The sequence below is a fragment of the Ignavibacteriota bacterium genome, assembly GCA_016713565.1.
In the GTDB taxonomy this organism is placed as follows: Bacteria; Bacteroidota; Ignavibacteria; order Ignavibacteriales; family Melioribacteraceae.
The window spans coordinates 50209-66520 of record JADJOX010000001.1 but is presented as its reverse complement, the minus strand read 5'-3'; the positions used below and the strand labels follow the sequence as shown (position 1 = coordinate 66520).

The window sequence follows — 16312 nt, the reverse complement described above, 5'->3', positions numbered from 1 at the left end:
GTTACTTTCCGTTAAGTTTCTTTAATTTGTTGTAAAATTCAGAATTATATGCACGTTTTATTGATTTTTCGCAAAATTCTAAAATTGATAATTTAGTTTTTTTTCCTTTCTCCAATGCTGGTTCGCAAACATCGTATTTTTCATATTTTAAAACATCACCGCCGAAATCAGAAATTCTTATCGGAAATAAATGGCAGGAAATAGGTTTAATAAAATTTACTTTTCCGTCATAATAAGCTTTTTCAATGGCACATTTAGCAACATCATCTTGGTAAAAAACAAAAACGCAATCTTTTTTCCCAACGCTTCTAGTCATTAATTCTTTGTATTTTTCTTCCCAAAATCCGTTTTTTTCAATTTCTTTAACACTTTTAGCAGGCAAATAAGTTTTTACTATATCTAATATTTTATCTATTTCTTCAATTTCTTCTTTCTTTAATGGAGCTCCGAATTCACTTTTCATTGTACAGCAAGCGCCTTTGCAAATTTCCAAGTTGCAGGTAAATTTGGTTTTTAAAATTTCTCTGCTCACTAAAACATTATCTATATCTTCAAAATCAATCATATCAATTTTTGGAATAATTTTTGCTAAGATAATGAAAAAAGGTTTACTTGCAAAGTTTTAATTCTTAAAATAATACAGAAATTTTTAGCAAATTTACAATTTTTAAATAGTTGAATAAAAATTGTATTTAAATTAATAACTAAGTTATTAATAAATATTGCATTAAAAAATTATCATAATTAACTTTTACTAAATAAATGCCTCTAAAATTTTACATTGGATGTAATTTTAAACTTTTCAAATTAGTAAATTAACAAATTGAAAAAGCAAAAACTAAAAATGAAATTTGATAATAAGGTAGTTTTATTAACCGGAGCATCAACCGGAATTGGAAATGAAATTGCTCATCAATTGCTTGCCCAAAAAAATATTAAGCTTGCTTTAGTTGCAAGGCGAGAAAATCTATTAAGGGAAAATTTTTCGGAAAATGAAAATCTATTAGTTATTAAATGTGATGTTAGCAATAAAGATGAAGTAAACGCCGCATATTTAAAAGTAATAGAAAAATTTAATCGAATTGATGTTGCAATTTTAAATGCCGGTTATTCCGTAAGAATGCCCGTTGAGAATTATAATTCCGAAGCAGCTGAAAAAACTTTTGGCGCAAATGTTTTTGGAATTATTTATTGGGTAGAGAAAATTATTCCGGATTTTATGCAAAGAAAAAGTGGAATAATTGTCGGCGTTTCAAGTTTAGCTGATTCCAAAGGTTATTCAAAAAGCGGATTTTACTCCGCAAGCAAAGCCGCCGCAACAACTTATTTAGAAGGATTAAGAACGGAATTAAATAAATACAATGTAAAAGTTTTGACTGTTCGTCCGGGTTTTGTGAAAACCCCCATGACTGATAAAAATGAATTTAAAATGCCGTTTATGATGAATGTGGATAAAGCCGCCAAAATTATTATTGAAGGAATAGAAAGTGAAAAACGAATGATTCAATTTCCATGGCAGCTTGTAATTGCAACAAGACTAATTCCCTTAATTCCAAATTGGATCTATGAAAAATTGGAATCTTTAACGGTGGAAAAATATAAAAAGTGAAAAGTACAATCATACTTTTGGGGGGATTTTACAATATAGCATTTGCCGTTTTTCATTTGTTATTTTGGAAAATCTTTAAATGGAATAAAGAACTAAAACGCATGAATTATGTTAATGGAAATATTTTACAAATATTAAACCTTTCATTAACATTCGTTTTTATAATTTTCGCATACATTTCATTACTATATACAAACGAATTAATTTCAACTCAGTTGGGCAAAGTATTATTAAAATTGATAGCGTTTTTCTGGTTCTTTAGAGCTTTGCAGCAAATTTATTTTTTCGGATTAAAAAATATAATCTCTGCCGCATTGTTTATTTTGTTTTTAACCGGAAGCTTAATTTATTTAATTTCTTCGTTTTAATATTTATTTAAAAATAAAATTAGAATTGAAACGATTCGATTCTTTTTATTACTTCTAAAATTTAATGTTCATTCCAATGTTTAATTGAAATATCTTCCAAATCTTTTTTACAGAATGCGGTAATGAAAGCTTGAGCCAATCTGGAATTGGTTATTAGCGGTATGTTAAAATCTATTGCGCTTCTTCTAATGTTGTAATCGTTATCTAATTCGCTTTTAGATAAATTTTTGGGGATGTTGATTACAAGATCAATTTTTCGTTTTCTTAAATATTCAATTGTATTAGGACTTTGTTTTTCATCCGGCCAATATAGTAGAACGGATTCAACATTATTGTCTTTTAAGAAATTGTGCGTTCCGCGCGTAGCAAATAAATTGTAATCGTTTTCAATAAGCAACTTACAGCTTTCCAAAAGTTCTGCCTTTGATTGAACCGGTCCTGTTGAAAGTAAAATATTTTTTTTAGGAATTTTATAACCGACTGAAAGCATTGATTTTAACAGCGCGTCATAAAAATCATCCCCGATACATCCAACTTCACCGGTTGATGCCATATCAACACCAAGAATCGGATCGGCTTTACTCAATCTTGAGAATGAAAACTGCGGTGCTTTTATACCAATATAATCAAGCTCAAACAATGATTTGTTAGGTTTAATATATTTTGCTTCAAGCATTATATCGGTCGCAAGTTCAACGAAATTCACCTTTAAAACTTTAGAAACGAAAGGTAAACTTCTTGAAGCTCGTAAATTACATTCAATAACTTTTACATCATTATCCTTTGCTAGAAATTGAATATTAAAAGGTCCGGAAATATTCAACTCTGACGCAATTTTTCTTGAAATGGCTTTAATCCTTCTAACCGTTTCAAAATAAATTTTCTGAGGCGGAAAAACCATTGTAGCGTCACCTGAATGAACTCCCGCAAATTCAATATGCTCGCTTATTGCATAAAGAATAATTTCTCCTTTATCGGCAACCGCGTCAATTTCAATTTCTTTCGCGTTTTCAATAAATTCAGAAACAACAACAGGATATTGTTTTGAAACTTCAACGGCTAACTGCAAAAAGTGGTTTAACTCGCTTTCGTTTGAAACAACATTCATTGCCGCGCCTGATAGAACATAAGAAGGACGAACCAAAACAGGAAAACCGACTTCATCGATAAAATTTTTAATTCCTTCGATAGTGTTTAATTCTTTCCATCTTGGCTGGTCAATTTTCAAATCATCTAGCATTTGAGAAAATTTATGTCTGTTTTCTGCTCTATCGATTGAAAGCGGAGAGGTACCCAAAATATTTACGCTGCTCTTATGTAAACGCATTGCCAAATTATTTGGAATTTGTCCGCCCGTTGAAACAATAACTCCTTTAGGATTTTCAAGATCAACAATATCAAGAACTCTTTCTAATGTTAGTTCATCAAAATAAAGCCGATCGCAAATATCATAATCCGTACTTACTGTTTCGGGATTATAATTTATCATAATTGATCTATAATTTTCCTTTTTGATAGTATTTAATGCGTTAACGCCGCACCAATCAAATTCAACGCTGCTTCCTATTCTATAAGCTCCGGAACCCAAAACTACAACTGACTTTTCATCATTTATAAAATTTATATCGTGTTCAATTCCGCTGTAAGTTAAGTAAAGATAATTTGTATGAGCTGGATATTCAGCCGCTAAAGTATCAATTTGTTTTACAAATGGTTTTATGCCTTTACTTAATCTATAATTTCTAACTTTTAAAATATCTTTTTCAATTTCTGTTGTGATGCTTTTAAGAACAAACTTCCCAATCTGAAAATCAGAGAAACCCAATTTTTTCGCTTCAATCAGCAGTTGATCGGGCAGTTCTTCCAATAAATTATAATTCTGTAGTTCATATTTATAATCAAAAATATTTTTCAGTTTAACAAGAAACCATTTGTCAATTTTTGATAATTCATAAATTTCATCAACCGTTAATCCTTCTTTAAATGCTTGAGCTATTACAAAAATTCTCATATCGGTCGGATTTATAAGCATATCTTTAATATCGGAAACTGGAATATCTTTATTACCTACAAATCCATGCATGCCTTGACCAATCATTCGTAAACCTTTTTGAATTGCTTCTTCAAAGGTTTTACCGATAGCCATTACTTCTCCAACGCTTTTCATGCTGCTTCCGATTTGATTGGAAACTCCATGGAATTTGTTCAAATCCCAGCGTGGAATTTTACAGACAATATAATCTAAAGCTGGTTCAAAAAAAGCTGATGTGGTTTTTGTGACCGAATTTTTTAGTTCATAAAGTCCATAACCCAAAGCTAATTTGGCGGCTACAAAAGCGAGCGGATATCCGGTTGCTTTTGATGCAAGCGCACTTGAACGTGATAATCTTGCGTTAACTTCAATAACTCTATAGTCTTCTGAAAAAGGATCCAACGCATATTGAACATTACATTCACCTACAATTCCAATATGCTGAATTAATTTAATCGCAATTTCTCTTAGCTTATGATATTCTGTATTTGTCAATGTTTGAGAAGGCGCGACAACAATACTTTCTCCTGTATGAATTCCTAATGGATCAAAATTTTCCATATTGCATACCGTAATGCAATTATTGTAGCAATCGCGAACTACTTCATATTCAACTTCTTTCCATCCTTTTAAGGATTCTTCAATTAAAATTTGATCTGAATATGAAAGAGCTTTTGAGGCAAGAATTTCTAATTCATCCGAATTTGAGCAAAACCCGCTTCCCTGTCCGCCCAAAGTATACGCGGCTCTAACAATAATAGGATAGTTTAATTCTTCTGCGGCTTTTAGTGCATCATCAATTGAAGTTACCGCAATACTTTTAGGTGTTTTAATATTTACCTTTTTAAGGGTATTTGCAAAAAGCTCTCTATCTTCGGTATCAATTATCGCTCTTATTGGTGTCCCGAGCACCTTAACATTATATTTTTCAAAAATGTTTGTTTTAAAGAGTTCAATTCCGCAGTTCAACGCGGTTTGTCCGCCGAATGATAAAAGTACGCCATCCGGATTTTCTTTGGCAATAACTTGTTCAACAAAGTAAGGTGTAACCGGAAGGAAATAAACTTTATCAGCAATATTTTCCGATGTTTGAACTGTTGCGATATTTGGATTTATTAAAATAGTTTCAATATTTTCTTCACGTAAAGCTTTTAAAGCCTGCGAACCTGAATAATCAAATTCTCCGGCTTCGCCTATCTTAAGCGCCCCGGAACCTAATATCAAAACTTTTTTAATTTCTTTGTTCATTAAATTACTTTTTTAATCTATCAATCCGGCTTAAACCCGGTTCAAGTTGTTAAAATATGTTATTTGTGAAGAACATATTTTATTTTGCTTTACTTTATTTTTTATCTAATCGAATTATTTGTAAAACTCATTCTTCAGTTTAAGAATTACTTTAATTATCAATCAAATTTAAAAATTCATCAAATAAAAACTCAGTATCTGTCGGTCCGCTCGATGCTTCAGGATGAAACTGAGTTGAAAAAAAAGGTTTAGTTTTGTGCTTAATTCCTTCGCAAGTATCATCATTTAAATTAACAAAGTATTGTTCCCAACCTTCATCCAAATGTGAATCATTAACAGCGTATCCATGATTCTGCGAAGTTATAAAACACTTATTTGTTCCAATCTGCAATACAGGCTGGTTGTGACTTCTATGTCCGTATTTTAATTTATAAATTGATCCGCCCGCGGCAAGTGAAAGTAATTGATTGCCCATACATATTCCAAAAATCGGTTTCCCAATTTTAATGGCATTTTTTAAATTCGTTACAGTTTCACTACAAAAAGTCGGATCACCGGGACCATTAGATAATATAATACCGTCATATTCTTCTTTTGTAAAATCATAATTCCAAGGAACCTTTATAACAGTTGTATCTCTTCTTAATAAACACCTTACAATATTGTTTTTAACACCCATATCAACTAAAACAATTTTTTTCTTTCCACTGCCATAAACTATTTTTTCTTTCACACTAACTTTATCAACAAGATTATCTACATTTGGATCGAAAAAATCAATATCTTCATTTTCAAAAACAATTTTTCCTAACATTGATCCTTTTTCTCTTAATTTTTTTGTTAATGCCCGAGTATCTACGCCAAAAATTCCAGGCACTTTATTTTCAATCAGCCATTCAGATAAACTTTTTTTAGCATTCCAATGACTGTAAGCAAATGAATAATCTGAAATTACAAAACCTTTAACCTGTATCTTTTCAGATTCAAAAATATCCGGAATTCCATTTTCATATTTATCATCCGGAACTCCATAATTTCCAATTAAAGGATATGTGGAAATTAGAATTTGTCCATAATAAGAAGGATCTGTTAAGCTTTCAGGGTAACCGGTCATTGCCGTATTAAAAACAACTTCACCGGCTGTAGAAGACTCGTAACCAAAAGAAAATCCGTGATAGACTGAGCCATCTTCAAGGATTAGCGAAATTCTTTTGGATTTTTGCATGAAAAATAAAAATTTGGGGTGTTAAGTTTGTAAAAATTGATTTGCCAATTATACAATTTTTATAAGTAATATCCATAGTTTTATTTTGCGTTATGCAATAAATCTGAATTTTATAATGATTCTATACACTGGAATGAATTTTTAATGAATAAATGTTTGATAAGCTTGTCGAATTTTTGTCTAAATATGTCTAAAATAAATTAAAAATATATTGACAATATTTAGACAATGTTTTAGTTTTACAGTAAAATTTTAGGAATTTTATGAAATTAAGTTTTCTTATACTTTTATTATTTACGTACGGAATTATTCTCCCACAAAATAACGGAAAAATTACCGGAAAAGTAACCGACCAAATAACTAATGAAGCTTTACCCGGTGTAAACATTGTAATTGAGGAAACGAATTTAGGAGCTTCATCAGACCTAAGCGGAGAATTTGAAATAAATAATGTTCCTATGGGCAGTTATAAAGTTAAAGCTAGTTATATCGGATATAATACAATTATTAAATTTGATGTAGTTGTAAACTCCGCAAAACCAACTTTCCTGGAAATAAAACTTAGACAGACAGTAATCGAGCTAGGAGACGTTACGGTTACTTCAAGTTACTTTGATAAATCCGATATTGATGTAAACAGCGTTAAAAAATTTAGTTATGAAGAAATAAGAAGATCGCCTGGTGGTTTTGAAGATGTTGTTAGAGCTCTTTCTGTATTGCCGGGTGTTGCAAGACAAGGAGCCGGAAGAAATGATCTAGTTGTACGAGGAGGCGCTCCATCAGAAAATTTATACGTGGTTGACGGCTTTGTTCTACCTAACATTAATCATTTCGGAAACCAGGGAGCAACAGGCGGACCTTTGAGTTTTGTTAATTTAGATTATGTTAACGAAACAACTTTTTCGACCGGAGGATTTCAGGCAAATTACGGAGATAAACTTTCTTCCGTCTTGAAGATTGATTTAAGAGAAGGCAGAAAAGATAAAATTGGTGGCAAAGCTCTGGTCTCTGCATCACAATTTGGATTAAATTTAGAAGGTCCGATTACCGATAAAAATAATTTTATATTTTCAATTAGAAGAAGTTATCTTGATTTTATCTTTGACGCGGCAGGATTTAATTTTGTCCCCGAATATTATGATCTGCTTGGAAAATATACTTATGATTTTGACAGCAATAATAAGCTCTCTTATTTATTAGTAGGAGCTTTGGACCGCGTAAAATTTAACAACAAGAATTCTGAAGATATTTTTGATAATGCAAGAATTTTAGGAAATGACCAAAACCAATATGTAACGGGAATTTCTTTCCGGCATTTATTTTCAAATGGTTTTTATAATGTTTCTTTAAGCCGAAATTATGTCAGTTACGATGGATTTCAAAATGATACTTTGTTAAACCCGATCTTTCTTAACAAATCAAAAGAAGCAGAACACGAATTAAAAACAGATTTGGTTTATAAGTTAAATCAAACTTCAGAATTGAATTTCGGAATTTCAGGAAAATATATTTTATATAAAAGCAATATTCTTTTTCCAGAAAAGTTTGTAACTACTTTTGGTGAAACACTTCCCATTACTTCTGCAATTGTTAATAGTGATTTTTACAAAGTAGGACTTTATGGTTTATACAGCACAAATTTGTTTAACAAATTGAGAATAAATTTGGGGTTAAGAGGAGATTATTTTAATGCGATTGATACGAAGATTTCTTTTAGTCCAAGATTATCTCTCGCATACAAAATTACGGAAATTTCAAATATTAATTTCAGCACCGGAATTTACAGGCAGAATCCTTCTTACATTTGGTTGACTCTTGATGAAAATAAAGGATTAAAACAAATACAAGTCAATCAATTTATCATTGGCTTGGATCATTTACTGAGTGAAGATACCCAAGTAAAATTGGAAGGATTTTACAAAGATTATTCAAAATACCCTGCAAGCGTATTAAGACCGTATTTAGTTTTAGCCAATACAGGCGCCGGTTATCCCGGATCCGACGATAATTTTTCTACATATGGTTTTGAAACTTTATCAAGTCAAGGTAAAGGTTACTCAAGAGGTGTGGAATTTTCCGTTCAAAAGAAATCTTCTAAAAATAATTTGTATGGTATCTTAAGTGTTACTTACAGTCAAACAAAGTTTACCGGAATTGATGGAATTGAAAGAACCGGGCAATATGATCAAAGCTGGATAATCAGTTTAAGTTCAGGGTTTATATTTAACGAAAATTGGGAAGCTGCCGTTAAGTTCAGACTCGCAACCGGAAATGCGTATACTCCGTATAATAATGATGGAACACAAAGTGTTGCTAATTATTTAACTGAGCGGCTTAACGCAAATCACGGATTGGATATTAGAGTAGATAGAAGATGGAATTTCAGTAATATGTCTTTAATTGCTTATATAGACATACAAAATATTTATAATCATAAAAATGTAAACACAGTTAAATGGGATTATAAATTAATGCAAATTGATGAACAAGCTGATATTGGAATTTTACCTTCAATCGGTATTAGTTTAGAATTTTAACTAAAACCTATTTAACATTTCATTTTTATAATGATAGAAAATAGATTAAGAATATTAAAAAGCGCTGACTCTAAAAAAGGACCGGTTGTTTATTGGATGCAGCGCGAACAAAGAGTTTCAGACAATTGGGCTTTAATTTATGCTTATGAAAAAGCTAAAGAAACAAATGAAAAATTAATAGTTGTGTTTAATTTAGTAACTGAATTTCAGAACGCAACTTTCAGGCAATATTATTTTATGATAGAAGGATTGAAGGAAGTTGAAATAAATTTAGAAAAACTAAATATCAGCTTTTTTATAACTACAGGTAATCCTGAAGATGAAATTCCCAATTTTATAATTAAGCACAATGCAGGCTTATTAGTAACTGATTTTAATCCTCTAAAAATAATATCTAATTGGAAGGAAAAGACAGCAAAAAAAATTGAAATTCCATTTTTTGAAATTGATTCTCATAATATTATTCCGGTTTGGAAAGCGTCAAAAAAACTTGAATTTGCGGCTTATACAATAAGACCAAAAATTCTAAAATTATTGCCTGAATATTTACATGAATTTCCAAAGTTGGAAAAATTAAAAAGGTCGAATTTTATTTCAAATAAAATAGATTGGGATAAATTATATCAAAATCTAAAAATTAATTTTAGCGTAAAACCAGCGGATGATTTAATTCCCGGAGAAAATGCCGCTATAAATATTCTCCAAAAATTTATTTGGTACAAACTGAATAATTATGCAATTGATAGAAATGATCCGAATAAAAATGGACTTTCTAATATTTCTCCATATTTACATTTTGGACATATTTCAGCCCAAAGAATTGCGTTACTTCTAAATGATTTTGATCAAACGGATGTTTCGGTTGCCTCATATTTAGAGGAGTTAATTATAAGACGCGAGCTTGCGGATAATTTTTGCAATTATAATCCAAACTATGATAACTTTACCGGACTTCATCCTTGGGCTAAGGAAACTTTAAATCTTCATCGAAACGATAAAAGAGAATTTGTTTATTCTTTAGAAGAATTTGAATTGGCAAAAACTCATGATGCGCTTTGGAACGCCGCGCAATTAGAAATGTATACAACAGGAAAGATGCACGGATATATGAGAATGTACTGGGCAAAAAAAATATTGGAGTGGACTAAATCTCCTGAGGATGCATTCAACAATGCAATTTACCTAAATGATAAATACGAATTAGATGGGAGAGACCCAAACGGCTATGCTGGAATTGCCTGGTCAGTTGGCGGAACTCACGATAGAGCTTGGAATGAAAGAAATGTTTTCGGCAAAATAAGATACATGAACTATAACGGCTGTAAAAGAAAATTCGATGTAAAAAGTTATATGGAAAAATTCAAATTAACTGATCAGCAAAGTTTGTTTTGAATTTGCAGATAAAACAATAATTATATTTTTTATTTAAAATATTCTGAAAGGAATAAATATGCGAGACCCTGGAAATAATGTAATACATAAATTATTCGAAGAAAATAATAATGAACATTTGCTTACAACTTTGGAAACTCCAATTAAAGCCGATGCATTTAATATAAAAGATGATCTCAAAATTGAATTGATAAAATCTAAATTTTCGGATATTATGGAAATACTTGGTTTGAATTTGGAAGATGAAAGTTTAAAAGACACTCCTAAAAGAGTAGCTAAAATGTTTGTTAAAGAAATTTTTAGCGGATTGGATCCGAAAAACAAACCCGCACCAACATTATTTGAAAACAAATTTAATTTCAACGAAATGTTGGTTGAAAAAAATATTACAATTTATTCTTATTGCGAGCATCACTTTGTACCGATTATTGGAAAAGCTCATATTGCTTACTTTCCTAAAGAATACGTAATTGGTCTTTCCAAGTTGAACAGAATTGCTCAATATTTTGCCAAAAGACCGCAAGTGCAAGAAAGACTTACAATTCAAATAGCAAATGAATTAAAAAATGTTCTTAAAACCGAAGACGTTGCTGTTATAATTGACGCGGAACATTTATGTGTAGCTTCAAGAGGTGTTAATGATGTAAATAGTTCAACAATTACATCAAGTTACGGCGGTAAATTTGCAGAACCATCAATTAAAAATGAATTACTGAATTATATAAAACAGTAATTCATTTTAATATTTAAGATACTTAAAATTTATTTTGCCAACTCTTTTTCAATTAGAGAGGTAATATTACTGCTTTCCGGAGTTGTAATGCTTCTAAATCTATCTACTACATCTCCGTTTTTATCAATTAAGAATTTTTCAAAATTCCATTTAATATCGGATTTCCCGGTTTTTGTATTGTTTGTCAATACTTCAAACAATGGAGATTTATCATCTCCTAATACTTTTACTTTATCAAACATTGGAAAATTGACACTATAAGTTAATGAGCAGAACTGCTTTATTTCTTCATTAGTTCCGGGTTCTTGTCCGCCAAAATCATTACAAGGAAAACCAAGAATTACAAATCCTTTATCTTTAAATTTATCATAAATTCTCTGCAGACCTTCATATTGTTTTGTAAATCCGCATTTGCTTGCAACGTTAACAATCAATAAAACTTTTCCTTTATAATCGGAGAGTTTTACTTCTTTCATATTTATATCTTTAACAACAATATTTGTAATATTTGGTTTATGTTCACCTTTAGAGTTAAAAATCCCAAGTAATGAACTAATTGTTAAAATTAATGTCTTTGTATTCATTATATACCTTTCATTTAAAATGAATTTGTACTGTTATGTTAATCGAGCTAATGCGAGCTGGTCTCTAAACTCATTAAGATCGGAAATTATTTTAACATTCATTTTTCTAAGAATATTTTCATAAGACAAAACACTTCTTCCGCCAGCTAAAACAACTGTATCACTGCTAATTAATCTGCTAATCTTTAACATTTCCTTATCAAGAAGAACATCGTCTGAAGGATAAACAATACTTAAAGCTACAACTTTGGGATTTATTTTTTCAATTGCCGCTGCAATTTCTTCGCCCGGTAAATCCGGACCAATATAAGTCACATCCCAGCCGTCAGAGGAGGCAACAACACCAACAATTAATGCTCCTAATTCATGAAGCTGACCTTTGGGTGTAGCAATAATTATTTTCGGAGCGTTTGTATCCACCAAATTTGCGTCAATTATTTGCGTTAAAAATTTTCTGATTATTGTTGTTGAAATATGCTCGTGCATAATTCTAATTTCACCGGATTTCCACAAGTCGCCGATTCTCTCAATTAAAGGAGTAATTATCTTTTCTATTAAAATCGGTTGTGAAAATTTTATTTGAGCTGAATAAAGCTCATGTTCAAATGCTTTTTTATCCAGAATTTTTACGAATGAAATACAATTCTCAATAACATTATCTATTGTAGTATCAGTAGCTGTGATTTCTTCTTTTTTAATATAGGGTTCTTTCTCACCGAATAATTGATTCAATTGTTCTAAGGAATAATTTGAAATTACACCAATTGAATATCCGCTTTTAGAAGCTTTTGAAAGCAGAGATAATTTTTCAACATCATCTTTTGAATATAATCTTCTATTAGTTTCTGTTCTATCAGGTATAACTAAATTATATCTTTTTTCCCAAGCTCTTATTACATGTTCGGTTAGTCCTGTTAAATCAGAAACAGCTTTTATTGGATATTTAATGTTATTTTTCATACCTAAAAATACAGAATTGTCTAATTATTGTCAACTTTTTTTGATATAATAATTTGATAATTTAAATATATCTTGACAAATATTAGACATTTGTCTATATTTTGTTAAGAGAAATGATTATGTTTAAATTTGAGCAAATACAAGTTTTTAACAAAAAAGTGAATGAAGTATTTCCTTTTTTTGAAAATCCCGAGAACTTAGAAATAATTACACCTAATGAATTACGTTTCAATATAATATCTCCAAAACCTTTAGTAATGAAAGAAGGAGCGGAATTTAGATATACAATTAAATTGGGATTATTAAAATTTCCTTGGAGAACTCTTATAACTAAATATGATCCAAATAAAATTTTTATAGACGAACAGAAGTTTGGTCCTTATAAAAAATGGAAACATACACATTTATTTGAAGATATTGATGGAAAAACAAAAATGACAGATATTATTGAATATGATCTGTTCCTATATCCCTTGAAAAATTTGATAAACAATTTATATGTAAGTAAAAACATTAAAAAGATTTTTGATTTCAGAAAAAATTATTTACGCGAAAAATTTAACTAATAAAATTATAATGAAAAAAATTGTCATTATAGGTGCCGGGTTAGGCGGACTTTCAACTGCGTTACGGCTTTCAAAAAATCCGAATTATAAAATTACTATTTTAGAAAAGCACTCAACTCCGGGCGGAAGATTAAATATTCTTGAAAAGGATGGGTTTACCTTTGACCTTGGACCATCTTTTATGAGTATGACCTACGAATTTGACAATCTTTTTAAAGATGCAGGGATTTCTAATCCATTGGACATGAGAGAACTTGATCCAATTTATCAAGTTTTTTTTGATGGAAGAAAAGAACCATTGAAAATTTTTAAGGATCTAGTAAAGTTAGAAAATGAATTTAAAGACATTGAACCAAATCTCGCTAAAAAATTGGATGAGTATTTAAATCGCGCGGGTAAATTTTTCCACGATACTGAATTACAAATAGTTCAATCGAATTACAAAGGAATGTTGGATTATTTTTATAAAATGTCGAAAGTTCCTTTCAAACATATCCCTTACTTATTCAGAACAATGTGGGCTGAACTTGATAAAAATTTTTCTTCCGAAGAAGTTAAAATTATTTTTTCCTTGGTAGCATTTTTTCTGGGCTCAACTCCATTTCATACACCCTCAATTTATTCTTTGCTTAGTTATACAGAAATGCGCCACAATGGTTATTGGAGCATTCATGGGGGGATGTATTCAATTATAAAATCCATTGTGGCTGTTTTAAAAGAACGAGGCGTAGAATTTAATTTTAATACCGAAATCCAATCAATTGGCACGAATAACGGAAAATTATACGAAGTAATTGATAATTCCGGTAAAAGGTGGAACGCGGATATTTTTATAAGTAACAGCGATGCGGCATCATTCAGAGGTAAGGTTTTAAAAAGAAAAGCTTTTATAGAAAAGAAATTGGATAAGATGCATTGGACACTTTCCCCATTTACAATTTATCTTGGTGTAAAAGGAAAGATCCCGGGATTACTTCATCATAATTATTTTCTCGGCAGCAATTTTAAAGATTATGCGGACACAATTTTTACCTCTTCTGTAAGTCCTAAAAAACCATATTATTATGTTAACGCCGCTTCAAAATCCGATGAATCATGCGCTCCGGACGGCTGTGAAAATTTATTTATTCTTTGTCCCGTACCAGATTTAAGATATAAAAATAATTGGGACGACGCTGAAAAATTATCAGAAAACATAATTGATGATATTTCCAGAAGGACAAATTTTAACTTAAAAGAAAACATAATTTCGAAAACAATTAAAACACCAATTGATTGGGAGCGGATGTTCAATTTATACAAAGGAAGCGGACTTGGATTAGCTCATGATTTAAATCAAGTCGGCGCATTCAGACCCAAAAACAAAGATGAGCAATTTACGAATCTTTATTATGTGGGAGCTTCAACAACTCCTGGAACAGGCTTACCAATGGTTGTAATTAGTTCAAAACTAGTTGTAGAAAGGATTAACAATGACGTTCAATCATTATGAAAATACATGTTCAAAAATAAGTAAGAAGTTAACCGAAGCTTACAGTACTTCATTCAGTTGGGGAATTAAAGCATTTTCTCCCGAGTATAGAGAACCTATTTTTGCAATCTACGGCTGGGTTCGTATTGCAGATGAAATAGTTGATACTTTTCATCATGCAGACAAGAAATTTTTATTGAATAAATTTAAAGAAGATACTTATCACGCAATAAAATACGGAGTTTCAACTAATCCAATTATTCATTCATTTCAAAAAGTTGCAGTAAAGTATAATATTGAAGCAGATTTAATTGATGCTTTTTTAACAAGTATGGAAATGGATCTTGAAGAAACTTCCCATGAAAGAAAAAGCTATGACCTTTATATTTACGGCTCTGCAGAAGTAGTTGGATTAATGTGCCTAAAAGTCTTTTGCAACGGCGAAAGCAAAAAGTACAACGAACTTGTTTATTCGGCAAAAATGCTTGGATCGGCATTTCAGAAAGTTAATTTTTTAAGAGATATAAACAGTGATTTAAATGATCGCAATAGAATTTATTTGCCCGACGTTCATCATGAAATGCTTATAAATAATACTAATAAAAGATGTTTGGAATTTGAAATTGAAGAAGAATTTCACGAAGCACTAAAAGGGATTTTGAAATTACCAATTGGAGTTAAACTTGGAGTATATTCGGCTTATCTTTATTATTTAATGCTTTTCAAAAAAATAAAAAGATTGGACGTAAAACAACTGATGAGTAAAAGAGTAAGAATTTCAAACTTCTATAAACTATATCTTTTTCTCAAATCTTTTTGGGAAATAAAAGTCATAAAATTAACTTAGCCGTGAAATACGAATATCTGATATTTAATATTATTGTTTTAGCCGGACCTTTATTTTTCGGTTCATTTAAGAAATTCTACTTTTTTAATTATTGGAGACCGGCAATAATATCAATTGCATTTTCTGCAATTCCATTTATAATTTGGGATATATTTGTAACAAACAGGCATTGGTATTTTGCCGATAAATATACTTTGGGAATTAGAATTTTTGAATTGCCAATTGAAGAAATAATGTTTTTTATAACAGTACCTTTTGCCTGCTTATTTACTTGGGTAATGTTAAATAATTTTAATAACACAAATCATAAAAAGTATTTTACAAGCGAGCAGACTTTCGACGAAAATTTTTTTATTTCCGTAATTTCTGTATTTTTTTTATTTCTTATTTTAATTTCATTAATTTTTAAAAAAGAATATACCTCAATTTCGTTAACTTTTTTAATTGGCTCAATAATTTTTGATAAAATGTTCGGCGCTAAAATAATCCGATATAAATTGTTTTGGATTTATCTTTCAATTGTTTCCTTATTCACTCTTATTTTTAACGGCTATTTAACTTGGCGACCGATTGTAACTTATAATGAAGTATATCAAATTGGATTTAGAATTTTTACAATTCCAATTGAAGATTTTTTGTTCGGATATTCTTTAATAATATTTTCAACAACTATTTTTGAGAAGAAATTAAAAATACTGAATTCAATTTCCGGTTTGCAAAACAATAAATGAAAAGAATTT

14 protein-coding genes are annotated in these 16312 nt (G+C 30.3%); 9 read left to right on the top strand and 5 right to left on the bottom strand.

Annotated features, from left to right (window positions below; translation table 11 throughout):
* Position 1 precedes the first annotated feature (1 nt).
* On the bottom strand, positions 2–565 hold the full coding sequence (locus IPK06_00335) for a DUF3109 family protein (protein ID MBK7978469.1): 564 nt from the start codon (positions 563–565) through the stop codon (positions 2–4).
* Positions 566–844: 279 nt separating this feature from the next.
* On the opposite strand from IPK06_00335, the gene IPK06_00330 reads away from it, so the two are divergent.
* Positions 845–1609: an SDR family NAD(P)-dependent oxidoreductase gene (locus IPK06_00330; GenBank protein MBK7978468.1), complete on the top strand. Its 765-nt coding sequence runs from the start codon at positions 845–847 to the stop codon at positions 1607–1609.
* Positions 1606–1977, top strand: coding sequence for a hypothetical protein (locus IPK06_00325; protein ID MBK7978467.1), 372 nt, complete (start codon positions 1606–1608; stop codon positions 1975–1977). The genes IPK06_00330 and IPK06_00325 overlap by 4 nt, the downstream gene beginning before the upstream one ends.
* Before the next feature lie 61 nt (positions 1978–2038).
* Here IPK06_00325 and carB read toward each other — a convergent pair whose 3' ends face one another.
* A complete protein-coding gene (carB, locus tag IPK06_00320; protein ID MBK7978466.1) occupies positions 2039–5257 on the bottom strand; it encodes a carbamoyl-phosphate synthase (glutamine-hydrolyzing) large subunit in 3219 nt (1072 codons plus the stop codon).
* A gap of 151 nt (positions 5258–5408) precedes the next feature.
* Entirely contained in the window at positions 5409–6482 is a 1074-nt protein-coding gene (gene carA / locus IPK06_00315; protein MBK7978465.1) for a glutamine-hydrolyzing carbamoyl-phosphate synthase small subunit, read from the bottom strand.
* A 263-nt stretch (positions 6483–6745) separates the two neighbouring features.
* On the opposite strand from carA, the gene IPK06_00310 reads away from it, so the two are divergent.
* The 3 genes from IPK06_00310 to folE are packed head-to-tail and all read left to right on the top strand — an operon-like array spanning position 6746 to position 11144.
* On the top strand, positions 6746–9019 hold the full coding sequence (locus tag IPK06_00310) for a TonB-dependent receptor (protein ID MBK7978464.1): 2274 nt from the start codon (positions 6746–6748) through the stop codon (positions 9017–9019).
* A 30-nt stretch (positions 9020–9049) separates the two neighbouring features.
* Positions 9050–10411: a deoxyribodipyrimidine photo-lyase gene (locus IPK06_00305; GenBank protein ID MBK7978463.1), complete on the top strand. Its 1362-nt coding sequence runs from the start codon at positions 9050–9052 to the stop codon at positions 10409–10411.
* A 58-nt stretch (positions 10412–10469) separates the two neighbouring features.
* A complete protein-coding gene (gene folE / locus IPK06_00300) occupies positions 10470–11144 on the top strand; it encodes a GTP cyclohydrolase I FolE (GenBank protein MBK7978462.1) in 675 nt (224 codons plus the stop codon).
* 29 nt (positions 11145–11173) lie between these two features.
* Here folE and IPK06_00295 read toward each other — a convergent pair whose 3' ends face one another.
* Positions 11174–11728 (bottom strand): glutathione peroxidase, encoded by a 555-nt coding sequence (locus IPK06_00295; protein ID MBK7978461.1) that lies wholly within the window; start codon positions 11726–11728, stop codon positions 11174–11176.
* A 33-nt stretch (positions 11729–11761) separates the two neighbouring features.
* Entirely contained in the window at positions 11762–12688 is a 927-nt protein-coding gene (locus tag IPK06_00290) for a MerR family transcriptional regulator (protein ID MBK7978460.1), read from the bottom strand.
* Positions 12689–12807: 119 nt separating this feature from the next.
* Here IPK06_00290 and IPK06_00285 point away from each other — a divergent pair, with 119 nt between their 5' ends.
* From IPK06_00285 to IPK06_00270, 4 genes are read left to right on the top strand one after another with little or no spacing between them, the layout of a single operon-like run.
* The gene (locus IPK06_00285) at positions 12808–13254 is read left to right on the top strand and encodes an SRPBCC family protein (protein MBK7978459.1); all 447 of its coding nucleotides are present in this window, start codon (positions 12808–12810) and stop codon (positions 13252–13254) included.
* Between the two features lie 10 nt (positions 13255–13264).
* Positions 13265–14746, top strand: a complete 1482-nt coding sequence (gene crtI / locus IPK06_00280; protein MBK7978458.1) for a phytoene desaturase — start codon at positions 13265–13267, stop codon at positions 14744–14746.
* Positions 14727–15572 (top strand): phytoene/squalene synthase family protein, encoded by an 846-nt coding sequence (locus tag IPK06_00275; GenBank protein MBK7978457.1) that lies wholly within the window; start codon positions 14727–14729, stop codon positions 15570–15572. The genes crtI and IPK06_00275 overlap by 20 nt, the downstream gene beginning before the upstream one ends.
* A gap of 2 nt (positions 15573–15574) precedes the next feature.
* Positions 15575–16303 (top strand): lycopene cyclase domain-containing protein, encoded by a 729-nt coding sequence (locus IPK06_00270; GenBank protein ID MBK7978456.1) that lies wholly within the window; start codon positions 15575–15577, stop codon positions 16301–16303.
* Positions 16304–16312: the final 9 nt, after the last annotated feature.